This window comes from Microbacterium aquimaris (genome assembly GCF_039531285.1).
GTDB lineage: Bacteria > Actinomycetota > Actinomycetes > Actinomycetales > Microbacteriaceae > Microbacterium > Microbacterium aquimaris.
Map to the genome: position 1 here is coordinate 582,596 of NZ_BAAAPT010000002.1, position 12,433 is coordinate 595,028.

The 12,433-nt window shown below is 69.8% G+C and carries 11 protein-coding genes and 2 tRNA genes; 3 read left to right on the forward strand and 10 right to left on the reverse strand.

Annotated features, from left to right (window positions below; genetic code table 11):
- Window positions 1-354 precede the first annotated feature (354 nt).
- Window positions 355-430: transfer RNA gene (locus tag ABD204_RS12355), tRNA-Glu, on the reverse strand.
- Between the two features lie 107 nt (window positions 431-537).
- Between ABD204_RS12355 and ABD204_RS12360 the strand changes: the two genes are divergently transcribed.
- Together ABD204_RS12360 and ABD204_RS12365 are read left to right on the forward strand one after the other, a co-directional pair.
- Window positions 538-1,173, forward strand: coding sequence for an MBL fold metallo-hydrolase (locus ABD204_RS12360; RefSeq protein WP_194424592.1), 636 nt, complete (start codon window positions 538-540; stop codon window positions 1,171-1,173).
- Between the two features lie 134 nt (window positions 1,174-1,307).
- Window positions 1,308-1,649, forward strand: coding sequence for a YchJ family protein (locus tag ABD204_RS12365; protein WP_206697371.1), 342 nt, complete (start codon window positions 1,308-1,310; stop codon window positions 1,647-1,649).
- Here ABD204_RS12365 and ABD204_RS12370 read toward each other — a convergent pair.
- The 8 genes from ABD204_RS12370 to ABD204_RS12405 all read right to left on the reverse strand — a co-directional run bounded on the left by ABD204_RS12370 (window position 1,643) and on the right by ABD204_RS12405 (window position 10,091).
- On the reverse strand, window positions 1,643-2,494 hold the full coding sequence (locus ABD204_RS12370) for a hypothetical protein (protein ID WP_194424591.1): 852 nt from the start codon (window positions 2,492-2,494) through the stop codon (window positions 1,643-1,645). The two genes, ABD204_RS12365 and ABD204_RS12370, sit on opposite strands and share 7 nt — an antisense overlap.
- Window positions 2,495-2,590: 96 nt before the next feature.
- A tRNA-Gln gene (locus ABD204_RS12375) sits at window positions 2,591-2,665 on the reverse strand.
- 72 nt (window positions 2,666-2,737) lie between these two features.
- Entirely contained in the window at window positions 2,738-4,246 is a 1,509-nt protein-coding gene (gene gltX, locus ABD204_RS12380) for a glutamate--tRNA ligase (RefSeq protein ID WP_194424590.1), read from the reverse strand.
- A gap of 10 nt (window positions 4,247-4,256) precedes the next feature.
- Window positions 4,257-5,513 (reverse strand): MFS transporter, encoded by a 1,257-nt coding sequence (locus ABD204_RS12385; protein ID WP_194424589.1) that lies wholly within the window; start codon window positions 5,511-5,513, stop codon window positions 4,257-4,259.
- Entirely contained in the window at window positions 5,506-6,273 is a 768-nt protein-coding gene (locus ABD204_RS12390; protein WP_194424588.1) for a fumarylacetoacetate hydrolase family protein, read from the reverse strand. The genes ABD204_RS12385 and ABD204_RS12390 overlap by 8 nt, the downstream gene beginning before the upstream one ends.
- Window positions 6,274-6,300: 27 nt before the next feature.
- The gene (locus tag ABD204_RS12395; RefSeq protein WP_194424587.1) at window positions 6,301-7,407 is read right to left on the reverse strand and encodes a branched-chain amino acid aminotransferase; all 1,107 of its coding nucleotides are present in this window, start codon (window positions 7,405-7,407) and stop codon (window positions 6,301-6,303) included.
- Between the two features lie 44 nt (window positions 7,408-7,451).
- A complete protein-coding gene (locus tag ABD204_RS12400) occupies window positions 7,452-8,504 on the reverse strand; it encodes a 3-isopropylmalate dehydrogenase (protein WP_194424586.1) in 1,053 nt (350 codons plus the stop codon).
- 54 nt (window positions 8,505-8,558) lie between these two features.
- Window positions 8,559-10,091 (reverse strand): MFS transporter, encoded by a 1,533-nt coding sequence (locus tag ABD204_RS12405; protein ID WP_194425005.1) that lies wholly within the window; start codon window positions 10,089-10,091, stop codon window positions 8,559-8,561.
- Between the two features lie 91 nt (window positions 10,092-10,182).
- Between ABD204_RS12405 and ABD204_RS12410 the strand changes: the two genes are divergently transcribed.
- Entirely contained in the window at window positions 10,183-10,731 is a 549-nt protein-coding gene (locus ABD204_RS12410; RefSeq protein WP_194424585.1) for a TetR/AcrR family transcriptional regulator, read from the forward strand.
- Window positions 10,732-10,735: 4 nt separating this feature from the next.
- On the opposite strand, the gene serA is transcribed toward ABD204_RS12410, so the two are convergent.
- Window positions 10,736-12,340: a phosphoglycerate dehydrogenase gene (gene serA / locus ABD204_RS12415; protein ID WP_194424584.1), complete on the reverse strand. Its 1,605-nt coding sequence runs from the start codon at window positions 12,338-12,340 to the stop codon at window positions 10,736-10,738.
- Between the last annotated feature and the right edge of the window lie 93 nt (window positions 12,341-12,433).

The following is a 12,433-nucleotide window of genomic DNA, read 5'->3' on the forward strand; positions in this document are numbered from 1 at the left end:
GGGGCGCCATCAGCGTGCGAGGCCGCGTACCGCCGGTGTCGCGCGCTCGATGCCACGGCGAGGACCGTCGATCGGGGGTGAGCCGGAGCTGGGGCCGGCTCACCCCCGCCGCTCGTCGCTGCACTACCCCCCCGGCCTGGCCAGCACACGGCGTCCGCGCGCATGCGTGAACAACGCAGGAGATCGACGCCGAACACGCTGGAAGAAGGGTGATCCCGCTGATCGGCGTCAGGATCTCCTGCGTCATCGACGGGCGCCCCGACCCACCCCGGGGCCGCGACACCACATCGGAAATGAACGAAGCCCCCGGTCTGACCGGGGGCTTCGTGACGTTGCCGGAGACGATTTCTCGTCTGGTGACCCCAGCGGGATTCGAACCCGCGTTACCGCCGTGAGAGGGCGGCGTACTAGGCCGCTATACGATGGGGCCGGAAGGCAACCGTTCGATTATGGCACGGGTTTTCTCGATCGTACAAATCGAGGTCACACCCGGTGCTTCGGCTTGCCCGGAGACCCCCGCCGGAGTTGACTCTGAGCATGCGAGTGACCAAATTCGAGCATGCCACGCTCACTCTCCGGGAGTCCGGGAAGACCCTCATCGTCGACCCCGGCTCGTTCACGTCTCCGCTGACGGACCTCGAAGACGTCGTCGGCGTCGTGATCACCCACGAGCATCCGGACCACTGGACACCGCAACACCTCGACCGCATCCTGAAGGCCTTCCCGGGGACGCCGATCTTCGGCCCGCGGGGTGTCGCCGACGCGGCGGCCGACTACGAGATCACGGTGGTCTCCCCCGGCGACGCGGTGACGGCGGGGCCGTTCACGTTGCGCTTCTTCGGCGGGCGCCACGCGGTCATCCACGAATCGATCCCGGTGATCGACAACATCGGCGTCCTGGTCAACGACACCGTGTACTACCCCGGCGACTCCTACGCCGTGCCGGAGGCCCCCGTGAAACTGCTCGCCGCGCCCGTCGGGGCGCCGTGGCTCAAGATCGGCGAGGCGATGGAGTTCGTCCTGGCGGTGAAGCCGCGCAGCGCGTTCGGAACACACGACATGACCCTCTCGGTGGCAGGACGCCAGATGGGCCGGGCTCGTCTCACGTGGGCCGTCGAGCAAAACGGCGGAGAGTTCTTCGAGCTCGACCCCGGCGAGTCGGTCGACGTCTGAATCGGACAGACGACGAGAAGAAGGCGAGTCGGTCGACGTCTGTATCGGACAGACGACGAGAAGAATCGGACAGACGACGAGAACGCTCGGCGCCGCTCCCCCACCCCGCCCCGGTCGAATGGTGGAATGGCGGCATGGACGCAGACTCCGACGAACCCCCGACTGCCGAAGCACTCATGCGCTCGCGGTTCGACGCGTTCCGTCGAGGCGACGCCGCATGGCTCCTGCGCACGTGGCATCCCGACACCCGTCCCGCACGGCTCGACCTCGATGACGGGCCCCGGTGGCGCGGCCTGCAGATCGTCGACGTCGTCGCGGGAGGACCGGATGAGGACACCGGGGTCGTGGAGTTCCGCGCGACCTATCTGACCACGGCCGGCCTCGGTATCCTGCACGAGCGCTCGCGATTCGTCCGCGAGGGAGGGCGCTGGTTCTACGTCGACGGGCAGATCAGGGCCTCGGACGACGATCAGTAGAATCCGGTGGTCGCCTCGCCGTCGATGAGCGCCACCCACCCCTGCAGCCCGGATTCGCTCTCCCAGGTGAAGCGCACGGTACTCCCATCCGGCAGCCCCTCCCCGGTGCGGGGATCGACCGCGGTGAACCCGCCCTCGGTCGAGGCGGGGACATCCATCACCGGCACCAACCCCGCCGGCGCGCACCCCACGCTGAATGGCCCCTCCTCGGCGGCGGCGACGAGACACCGGCCGCCGTCCTCGCGTGCCTGGCCGAACAGCGCGGCCCCGGAGTAGTCCTCGAACCTGGTGGAGGTCGACCCACCGCGCTCGAGCTCGGCCTCGAGGTCCGAGGGCACCTCCACGAGACCGGTGGTCGCCGGATCGACCGGCTCGAGGGTGATATCGGGGCGGGGCACGGACAGCGCCCACGTCCCGGCCACGACCGCAGCACCGCATGCCGCGCCGCCCAGAGCCCACATCAAGGGGACGACCGACCCGCGGGTCCATCGCCGGCGGTGAGGTGGTCGCACGCGTGTCGGGTCGGCTGTCTCGTCGGACAGGGCCACCGCGGAGTCGTCGTCGCGAGATCCCCGGTCGGAGGTGATCCCGGGTGTCGCGTCGACGACGCGCGCCTCTGCCGCGGCGGTGGCGCCTCCCCCACCGGCCGCTGCGCCGCCGGGGGCACCCGTGGCCACCTCGGGATCGCGCACCGTCACGTAGCGGACGCGTCCGTGGCGCCGGGCCTCCTCGAGTCGGTGGAGACGCAAGGCCTCGGCGCGCGTGATGTCCGGCTCCGGCCCGTATGCACGCCGGCGGAGCTCGGCGAGCTCTTCCCGCTCCGGCACGGGCGACGCGGTACTCATCCCCCCATTATCGGATGCCGCGACCCCACGAAGGCGCGCCTCGTGCGATCGATCCGGAAACGCGAAAACCCCCGCTGAGCGGGGGTTTTCGCACGTTGGCTGGGGTACCTGGACTCGAACCAAGAACAACTGAACCAGAATCAGCCGTGTTGCCAATTACACCATACCCCACCGGTTCCGACCGGGGTCGTGCCGAAGATCGAGTCTAGACGACTCGGAGCCCGGTGACAAACCAGGCCCGCGTCAACCCCGGTGTCCGACCAGCGCACCGAGGCGGCGGAGCGTCTCGGGCTTGCCGAGCAATTCCATGGACTCGAACAGCGGCGGCGAGACACGGCGTCCGCTCAACGCGACTCGGAGCGGACCGTAGGCGACACGGGGCTTGAGCCCCAGACCCTCCACGAGTGCGCCCGCGAGCGCCTCCTGGATGGCGGCGGCGGCGAATTCGGCCTCGGGGATCAGTTCCAACGCCGCCACCGAGGCGACGAGCACCTCGTCGGCGTTGTCCGGAAGCCCTTTGAGCGCGTCCTCCTGATAGTCCACCTCATCGACGAACAGGAACCCGAGCAGGCCCGGCGCATCGCCGAGGAGGGGCATACGCTCCTGCACGAGCGGAGCGGCCGCAGCGATGAGGCGGTGCTCGTCGTCGGTGGGCGGGTCGGCGACGAGCCCTTCCGCGACGAGGTAGGGGACGATACGCGCGGCGAAGTCCGCCGGCTGCAGCATCCGGATGTGGTCGCCGTTGATGGCCTCGGCCTTCTTCTGGTCGAATCGGGCCGGGTTCGGGTTCACATCGGCGATGTCGAACGCTTCGACCAGCTCGTCGAGCGTGAAGACGTCGCGATCGGGGGCGATCGACCATCCGAGCAGCGCCAGGTAGTTCAGCAGACCTTCGTGGGTGAAACCCTTCTCACGCTGGAGGAACAGGTCCGCACGCGGGTCACGCTTGGAGAGCTTCTTCGTGCCCTCGCCGAGCACGAGGGGCATGTGGCCGAAGCGCGGGATGAAGTCGGTCACCCCGGCATCCACGAGCGCCCGGTACAGAGAGAGCTGGCGTGCGGTGGAGGGCATGAGATCTTCGCCGCGCAGGACGTGCGTGATCCCCATGAGCGCGTCGTCGACGGGATTCACGAACGTGTAGAGCGGCACTCCCCCGGCGCGCACGATGACGAAGTCCGGGAACGACCCCGCGGGGAAGGTGACCTCGCCGCGGATGAGGTCGACATAGGTCAGATCCTCGTCCGGCACGCGCAGACGGTACGCGGGCTCGCGCCCCTCCGCGCGGAAGGCCGCCTTCTGCTCGTCGGTGAGGTCGCGATCGTAGTTGTCGTAGCCGAGCTGCTTCGCCCGACCGTTGGCCTCGTTGCGCGCGTCGATCTCGGCAGCGGTGGAGTAGCTCTCGTAGACCACCCCGGCGGCGAGGAGCTTGTCGAGCACCCCGCGGTACAAGTCGTGCCGCTGCGACTGCCGGTAAGGCGCATGCGGACCGCCCACTTCGACGCCCTCGTCCCAGTCGATCTTCAACCACCGCAGTGCGTCCAGCAGCTGCAGGTAGCTCTCTTCGCTGTCGCGTGCGGCATCGGTGTCCTCGATACGGAAGACCATCTTGCCGCCGTTGTGGCGGGCGTACGCCCAGTTGAACAGCGCGGTGCGCACGAGCCCGACGTGGGGCAGGCCGGTGGGCGAGGGACAGAAGCGCACCCGGATGTCGGAGCCGGATGCGGTGGTGGTGCGGGGGTCAACGGAAGCCATCGCCTCCAGTCTAGGTCGGCGCGGACCCTGCCCGTTGCGGGGTCAGCCGACCGGCCGGGGCGCAGACCACGACCGCGACCACGGCGACTCCGACCACCAGGGCGAGGCCGCCGTACCCGATCCAGCCGAGGATGACCCCGGCGGCGATCGCCCCGGCGGCACCGACGAGACTCATGACGGTGTCGCTGAGGCCCTGACGGCGTGTGCGACGGTCCTCGTCACTGGCCTCGGTCAGCAGTGCCGCCCCCGCGACGGTGGCGGCACTCCACCCGAGCCCCAGCAGCACGAGCGCGACGGTGACCAGCGCCGTGGAGTCCTGCCCGACCAAGGCCAGCACGAGTGACGCTGCCAGGAGCACCTGGCCCAGGAGGATCGTCGGCATCCTCCCCCAGCGGTCGGCCAGCACGCCGAAGACGGGCGCCAGAGCGTACATCCCGGCGATGTGGAGGCTGATGGTCAGGCCGACGATGGTGAGTGTCGCGCCGTGGTGCAGCAGGTGGACCGGCGTCATCGCCATCACCGAGACCATGACGCCGTGCGCTGCGGCGACCGCGAAGATCGCGAATCGGGCCACCCGGGGTCGGTCGGCCCCGGCGATCGACCCCGTCCCACGCGAGCGGTCGGCGGCGACGGCCGCCTGCGCGGTCAACAGCGGGTCAGGTCGCAGCGCGGCGAGGTAGAGGATGATGGCCAGGCCCTGACCGGCGACGGTGAACAGGTACGGTCCGGTCAGGGGCGGCATCCCGACCATCGCACCGAGGGCCTCACCGGGTCCGATGAGATTCGGTCCGAGCACGGCGCCGAGGGTCGTCGCCCACACCACGACCGACAGGTCCCGGCCGCGGGACGCCTCCGTCGCCAGGTCGGCGGCGGCGAAGCGGGACTGCAGGTTGGCCGCCTGCCCGGCTCCGATGAGGGCGAACGCCAACAGCAGGACGGGGAAGATCGACGTCGCCGTCCCGACGACCACCAGGAGCACACCGATGAGCGCCACGGCCATGCCGGTCGCGAGCGCCGGGCGACGGCCGCGACGACGGGCGAAGGCGGCCAGGGGGGCGGCGAAGGCCGCCGTCCCGAGCGTCACCGCGGCGGTGGCAAGCCCCGAGTACGCTTCGTCGCCGCTGATCTGCGCGGCCAGGACCGCGCCCAGCGAGATGGTCGCACCGAACGCGACACCCCCGAGGACCTGCCCGATCGAGAGCACGACCACGGTGCGCCGTTGCACACCGCGTACGTCGGCGGGTGGGAGGACCGGCGTATCAGGCATCGCGGGCGGGGTTCCGGAGGATCCCCAGCCCGGTGATCTCGACCTCCACCGCCTGGCCGGCGCCGATGCGCCCGACGCCGGAGGGCGTACCGGTCAGGATCACGTCGCCCGGCAGCAGCGTGAACGCCGCCGAGGCGAAGGCGATCACGTCCGCGACACCGTGGACCATGTCGGTCAGCGGTGCCTCTTGGCGCACCTCGCCGTCGACGCGGGTGGTGAGCACGGCGTCACCGGTCGGATCGAACTCGGTCTCGATGATCGGTCCGAGCGGGCAGAACGTGTCGAAGCCCTTCGCTCGCGCCCACTGTCCGTCGGTGCGCTGCAGATCGCGAGCGGTCACGTCGTTGGCGTTGGTGTAGCCGAAGACGTAGTCGAGGGCGTTCTCGGCCGTGACGTTCTTGGCGATGCGCCCCATGACCACCGCGAGCTCACCCTCGAAATCGACGCGCTCGGACTGCGTGGGCAGCACGATGGCGTCGTCGGGTCCGATCACGGAGGTGTTGGGCTTGAAGAACAGCAACGGCTGTTCGGGCACCTCGTTGTCGAACTCCGCGGCGTGATCGCGGTAGTTGCGACCCACGGCGATCACCTTCGAGCGCGGGATGACCGGGGCCAGAAGCGCGACGTCGCCGAGCGGCACGCGCTCTCCGGTCGTGTCGTACCCCGCGAACATCGGGTCTCCGGCGAGCACGACGAGCTCGCGCTCGTCGACGATGCCGTACTTGATGGCGTCCTGGTGGCTGAAGCGGGCGATCCTCACCCGTCCACCCTACGATCCTCGGCGGCCTCAGGCATCCAGGCGGTACAGCCAGCCATGCGTGTCTTCGCGGCGCCCGTACTGGATGTCGGTGAGTTCCTCCCGCAACGACAGTGCGAGGTCACCGAGCGGCTGCTGATCCTCGAAGGAGGCGCCCTTGAGGGTGCCGATCGGTGTGACCACGGCGGCCGTACCGCACGCGAAGACCTCGACGATGTCGCCCGAGGCGACGCCGTCGCGCCACTCCGCGAGGGTGACGCCGCGCGCTTCGACCTTGTGCCCGCGATCGCGTGCCAGCTGCAGGATGGAGTTGCGCGTGATGCCGTCGAGGATGCTGGGCGACTCGGGCGTGACCAGCGTGCCGTCCTTGTGCACGAACACGACGTTCATCCCGCCGAGCTCCTCGACGTTGCCGTCGGAGTCGAGGAAGACCACCTGGTCGCATCCCTGCTCGTACGCCTCGGACTGCGGAAGCAGGCTCGCCGCGTAGTTGCCGCCGGTCTTGGCCGCACCGGTACCGCCCTTGCCCGCCCGCGCGTAGTTCTCACTCAGCCAGATCGACACCGGCTGCACGCCGCCCTTGAAGTACGCCGCTGCGGGGCTGGCGATCACGTAATAGCCGACCTTGTGGGCCGGGCGCACGCCGAGGAAGGCCTCCTTGGCGAACATGAACGGACGCAGGTAGAGGCTCTGGTCGTCCCCGGCGGGGACCCAGTCCAGATCGGCGCGGACGAGTTCGGTCAGCGACTGCAGGAAATAGGGCACGGGCAGTTCCGGTAGCGCGAGGCGTCGGGCGCTGCGTTGCAGTCGTCGACCGTTCTGGTCGGGCCGGAAGGTGTGGACGGAACCGTCGGCGTGGCGGTACGCCTTGATGCCCTCGAAGACCTCCTGACCGTAGTGCAACACCGCGGCGGCCGGGTCCAACGACAACGGCCCGTACGGCTGTACCCGCGGACGATGCCATCCGCCCTTGACCGACCAGCACACGTCGACCATGTGGTCGGTGAAGTGGGTGCCGAAGCCGGGGTCGGCGAGGATCTCCGCGCGGCGTTGGTCGGAGGCGCCGTTGAGGTTGCGGGAGACGGCGAACTCGAGCGGCTCGAGGTCGGCGTCGATGTCGGAGTCGATGAGGGTCATGTCACGTCCTGGCGTTCGAGGCGCGGGATGCGCCTTGTCAAAGGTTACGCCTGCACCCGTGCGGCGATCGCGTCGCCGATCTCGGAGGTGGTGCGGGGCGAGCCGTCTCGGGCGGCGACGTCTTCTTCGACCGCGCGGGTGACGCGGGCCGCTTCGTCCGTCATGCCGAGGTGTTCGAGCATGAGGGCGACGGAGATGATCGCCGCCGAGGGGTCGGCTTTCTGCTGTCCCGCGATGTCGGGCGCCGATCCGTGTACGGGCTCGAACATCGACGGGAAGGCGCCTTCGGGGTTGATGTTGCCCGAGGCCGCGAGGCCGATGCCACCGGTGACGGCGCCGGCCAGGTCGGTGAGGATGTCTCCGAAGAGGTTGTCGGTGACGATCACGTCGAAGCGGCTGGGGTCGCTCACGAGGAAGATCGTGGCCGCGTCGACGTGGAGGTAGTCTACGGCCACATCGGGGTACTCCGCGCCGACCTCCTCGACCAGTCGCTTCCAGATCGAACCGGCGTGCACGAGCACGTTCGTCTTGTGCACGAGGGTGAGCGCGCGTCGGCGGGCCTGCGCCAGCTCGAAGGCGTAGCGCACGACACGCTCGACACCGAAGGCGGTGTTGACCGAGACCTCGTTGGCCACTTCGGCCGGGGTCCCCGTGCGGATCGCACCGCCGTTGCCGACATAGGGCCCTTCGGTACCCTCCCGAACGACGACGAAGTCGATGTCGCCGGGTTCGGCGAGGGGGCTCTTCGACCCCGGGTGCAGCTTCGAGGGACGCAGGTTGACGTAGTGGTCCAGCTCGAAGCGGAGCTTCAGCAGCAGACCGCGTTCGATGTTGGCCCCGGCCAGGCGCGGGTCGCCGGGTACTCCCCCGACCGCGCCGAGCAGGATCGCGTCGTGCTCGGCGATCGCGGCGAGATCCGCATCGGTCAGGGTGTCGCCGGTCTCCAGATAGCGCGCGGCGCCGAGCGAGAAATGGGTGGCCTCGAAGCGTGTCCCCCCTCCGGCGGTGACGGCGCCGAGCACCTTCTCCGCTTCGGCGACGACTTCCGGACCGATGCCGTCACCGGGGATGACGGCGAGCTTGACGACACGCGACATCGCTCTCCTAGGGTGCAGGGCCCGGGTGACCGGGCGGCGCGGGCTGCGGCCCCCTCAACGCTCGATGCGCGACGGGGCGCGGGACCCTCCCAGGGTAGCGGCGGCGATGACCGCCGCGACGACGACCAGCGCCGCGCCGATGACGGCGGTGACCCCGACACCCGCGCCGAACGCGCTCGCGGCGGCGTCCCGGAGCGCGCCTCCCAGGGCTCCCCCCAGCCGATCGGCTTCCTGCATCGCTCCTGCGAGCGTCTCGCGTGCCGCCGCGGACGCCGCGGACGGAAGCGGTGCCGGCAGGTCCAGCCGGACCCGGTAGAGCGCGGTCACGGCCCCGCCGAGTACCGCCGTCCCGAACACGGCACCGAGCTCGTACGCCGTCTCCGACACCGCGCTGGCCGCACCGGCCTTCGCAGGCGGGGCGCCGGCGAGGATGAGCTCGTTGGAGACGGTCTCGGCCGCCCCGATGCCGATGCCCAGCGCGACGAACGCCACGATCAGCGTGGTCGGTGAGGCGTCCGACCCGGAGAGCCCGACGATGACGTAGCCGAGCGCCGAGAAGGCCAGCGCCGCCGGGACGAGCACCCGTGGGGCGACGCGACGCCCCACCGGCACCACGAGGAGCCCGGAGACGATCATCGCGGCCAATCCCGGCACGAGCGCGAGACCGGCATCCAGCGGCGAGAGGCCGAGGATCAGCTGCAGGTGCTGCGCGACGAAGAACAGGAAGCCCACGAGACCGACCACCGACAGCAGGTTCACCAGCAACGCACCGGTGAACGTGCCGTCGCGGAACAGTCGCATGTCGAGCATCGGCACCGGCATGCGCAACTGACGACGCACGAACACCGCGCCGAAGCCGATCCCGATCGCGAGGAAAGCCCACGTGGCGCCGGCGACGCCGTGCACCGCGAGTTCCTTGACGGCGAACACGATCGGGACCATCGTCGCCATCGACAGCGCGATGCTGGTCGGGTCGATGCGCCCTGGTTTCGGGTCCCGGCTCTCGGGGACCACGAACGGCGCGAGCAGCAGGAGCGGGATCAGCACGGGCACGGCCAGCAGGAACACCGATCCCCAGCCGAAGTGCTCCAGCAGGACGCCCCCGACGATCGGCCCGAGCGCGGCACCGGCGGAGAACATCGACGCCCACACCGCGACCGCCAGCCGGCGCTGGTCCCGGTCGACGAAGATGCCCCGCAGCAGAGACAGGGTCGACGGCATGAGCATGGCACCGAACACGCCCATCACCGCGCGGGCGACGATGAGGGCTTCGGCCGTCGGCGCGAACGCCGCGAGGGCCGAGACGGCCGCGAATCCGGTGGCGCCGATCAGCAGCATCCGCCGCCGGCCGAACCGGTCTCCCATCGTTCCCATCGTCACGAGCAGTCCGGCGAGGACAAGGGGGTACACGTCGACGATCCAGAGTTGTTGCGCACTGGTCGGTTCGAGGTCGCGCCCGATGGCCGGCAGCGCGAAACTCAGCACGGTGTTGTCGACCGAGACCAGCAGCACCGGGAGCATGAGGACCACCAGCGCGGCCCAGCCGCGCCGCCCCACACGGGTGCCCTGATCCCGCGTGCCCTCCATCGTCTGTGCCGTCACATCGCACCCCCATTTCTGTACCGTCTAGCCGGTATAGTAACAGGGAGGGGTGTGTCCCGTCGATACGATCGAGCACATGAGTCGTCCGCCCCTGGCCCGCGAGAAGGTCCTCGATGCGTACGAGGCGATCCTCATCACCGACGGCGAACGCGCCGCGACGATGGATGCGATCGCCCGCGACGCGGGGGTGTCCAAAGGCGGCCTGCTCTACCACTACGAGTCGAAGGAAGCGCTCGAGACGGCGCTCATCGGCCGCATGACCGATCTCGCCCTCGCCGACATCGACGAGCTGGCGGCCGCACCGGACGGTCCCGTCGCGGCGTTCGTGCGCACGTCGGTGATGACCGGTCACCCGCTCGACCGGGCGATCACGGCGACGTCGAAGCTCGCTCAGGCGGGCAACACGGCCGCGTCCGACGCGCTACGCGGCATCCGGGACCGCTGGGCCGACATGGTCCGCCCGCACGTGCGTGACGAGACCGCCCTGCAGCTCGTGCTGCTCGTCAGTGACGGGCTCTACTTCAACAACGCCCTGGTCACCGGCGTGCTCCCCGGCCCGCTGCCGCGCGGCGCCGACCTCGACGCTCTCGTGGAGCTGGTGGTTCAGGCCACGCGCGACGCGTGAGGGCTCAGGCCTCGGTGATCTCGATCTGACGGAACAGATCGGCGTGGATGGCCGAACTGACCTCTTCGAGCAGGGCGTCCTCGACCGGCGAGTCGACGGTGAGCACCGAGAGCGCCTGACCACCGGCGGTCTCGCGCGCGATCTGCATCCCGGCGATGTTGATGCCGGCCTCGCCGAACTTCTGGCCGTAGACGGCCACGATGCCCGGACGGTCGGTGTAGAGCATCACGACGTGGTGCTTCTCGATCGGCAGTTCGATCGCGTGACCGTTGATGCCCACCAGTTTCTCCACCTGCTTGGGACCGGTCAGCGTGCCCGACACCGACAGCTGTGACCCGTCGCTGAGCGCACCGCGCAACGTGATGACGTTGCGGTACTCGGGACTGTCGTCGTCGACGAGCAGACGCACCTCGACACCGCGCTGCTCCGCCAGCAGCGGAGCATTGACGTAGGAGACGGTCTCGCTGACGACGTTGGTGAACACGCCCTTGAGCGCCGCCAGCTTGAGGACGCCGACCTCGTAGTCCTTCAGCTCGCCGTGCACCTCGATGTCCAGGCTCGTCAGCGGGGAATGCGAGAGGGCGGAGAAGATCTGGCCGAGCTTCTCCACGAGCGGGATGCCGGGGCGCACATAGGGGTCGATGACGCCACCGGCGACGTTGACCGCGTCCGGGACGAGCTCGCCGCCGAGCGCGAGGCGCACCGAGCGGGCGACCGAGACGCCGGCCTTCTCCTGGGCCTCCTCGGTCGACGCGCCCAGGTGCGGGGTGACCACCACGTTGGGCAGGTCGAGCAACTTGTGTGCCGTGCCGCCTTCGGCCGGGGGCTCGGAGGTGAACACGTCCAGGCCCGCGCCGGCGATCTCGCCGGTCGTGAGCGCCTCGAACAGCGCCTCCTCGTCGATGAGACCGCCGCGGGCGACGTTGACGACGTAGGAGGTGGGCTTCATGAGCTTCAGCTGGGCCGCGCCGATCATGCCGGTCGTCTCCGGGGTCTTCGGCATGTGGATGGTGACGAAGTCGCTCTGCTCCAGCAGCTCGTCGAGGCCGAGGAGCTGCACACCCAGCTGCTGTGCACGCGCGCTGGTGACGTAGGGGTCGTAGGCGACGACCTTCATGTCGAAGGCCTGCAGGCGGGCGGCGATGAGCGCACCGATGCGACCGAGACCGATGATGCCCACGGTCTTCTCGAACAGTTCGGTGCCGGTGTAGGAGCTGCGCTTCCAGGCACCTCCGGACAGCGAGGCGTGCGCCGCGGGGATACGCCGGGCCAGGCTCAGGATGTGGCCGACGGTCAGTTCCGCGGCGGAGATGATGTTCGAGGTCGGCGCGTTCACGACCATGACGCCGGAGGTGGTCGCCTGCTTGATGTCGACGTTGTCGAGCCCGACACCGGCACGCGCGACGACCTTCAGGTTCGGCGCGGCCGCGAGGGCCTCGGCGTCGATCTTCGTCGCGGAGCGCACGAGCACCGCGTGCGCGTCGGCGAGTGCCGACAGGAGCACGGGGCGGTCCGTGCCGTCGACGTGGCGGACGTCGAAGTCCGGACCGAGGGCGTCGATGGTGGCGGGAGAGAGCTGTTCGGCGATGAGCACGACGGGCTTCGACACGTGGTGTTTCCTTCGGTGGCGGTGCGCGAATGCGCGGTGCAATGCGGAATGCCGCGCCGCGCGGGGCGAGGGCGAGGCCGCCTTCAGCCTATC

Excerpts from the sequence above, each read along its gene's own strand:
- ABD204_RS12385 (WP_194424589.1), bottom strand. The coding sequence starts at position 5,513 with ATGCCTGATACGCCGGTCCTCCCACCCGCCGACGTACGCGGTGTGCAA.
- ABD204_RS12410 (WP_194424585.1), top strand. The coding sequence starts at position 10,183 with ATGAGTCGTCCGCCCCTGGCCCGCGAGAAGGTCCTCGATGCGTACGAG.
- ABD204_RS12370 (WP_194424591.1), bottom strand. The coding sequence starts at position 2,494 with ATGAGTACCGCGTCGCCCGTGCCGGAGCGGGAAGAGCTCGCCGAGCTC.
- ABD204_RS12405 (WP_194425005.1), bottom strand. The coding sequence starts at position 10,091 with ATGGAGGGCACGCGGGATCAGGGCACCCGTGTGGGGCGGCGCGGCTGG.
- ABD204_RS12400 (WP_194424586.1), bottom strand. The coding sequence starts at position 8,504 with ATGTCGCGTGTCGTCAAGCTCGCCGTCATCCCCGGTGACGGCATCGGT.
- ABD204_RS12395 (WP_194424587.1), bottom strand. The coding sequence starts at position 7,407 with ATGACCCTCATCGACTCCGACATCGACGCCGACCTCGAGCCGCTCGAG.
- ABD204_RS12360 (WP_194424592.1), top strand. The coding sequence starts at position 538 with ATGCGAGTGACCAAATTCGAGCATGCCACGCTCACTCTCCGGGAGTCC.
- gltX (WP_194424590.1), bottom strand. The coding sequence starts at position 4,246 with ATGGCTTCCGTTGACCCCCGCACCACCACCGCATCCGGCTCCGACATC.
- ABD204_RS12365 (WP_206697371.1), top strand. The coding sequence starts at position 1,308 with ATGGACGCAGACTCCGACGAACCCCCGACTGCCGAAGCACTCATGCGC.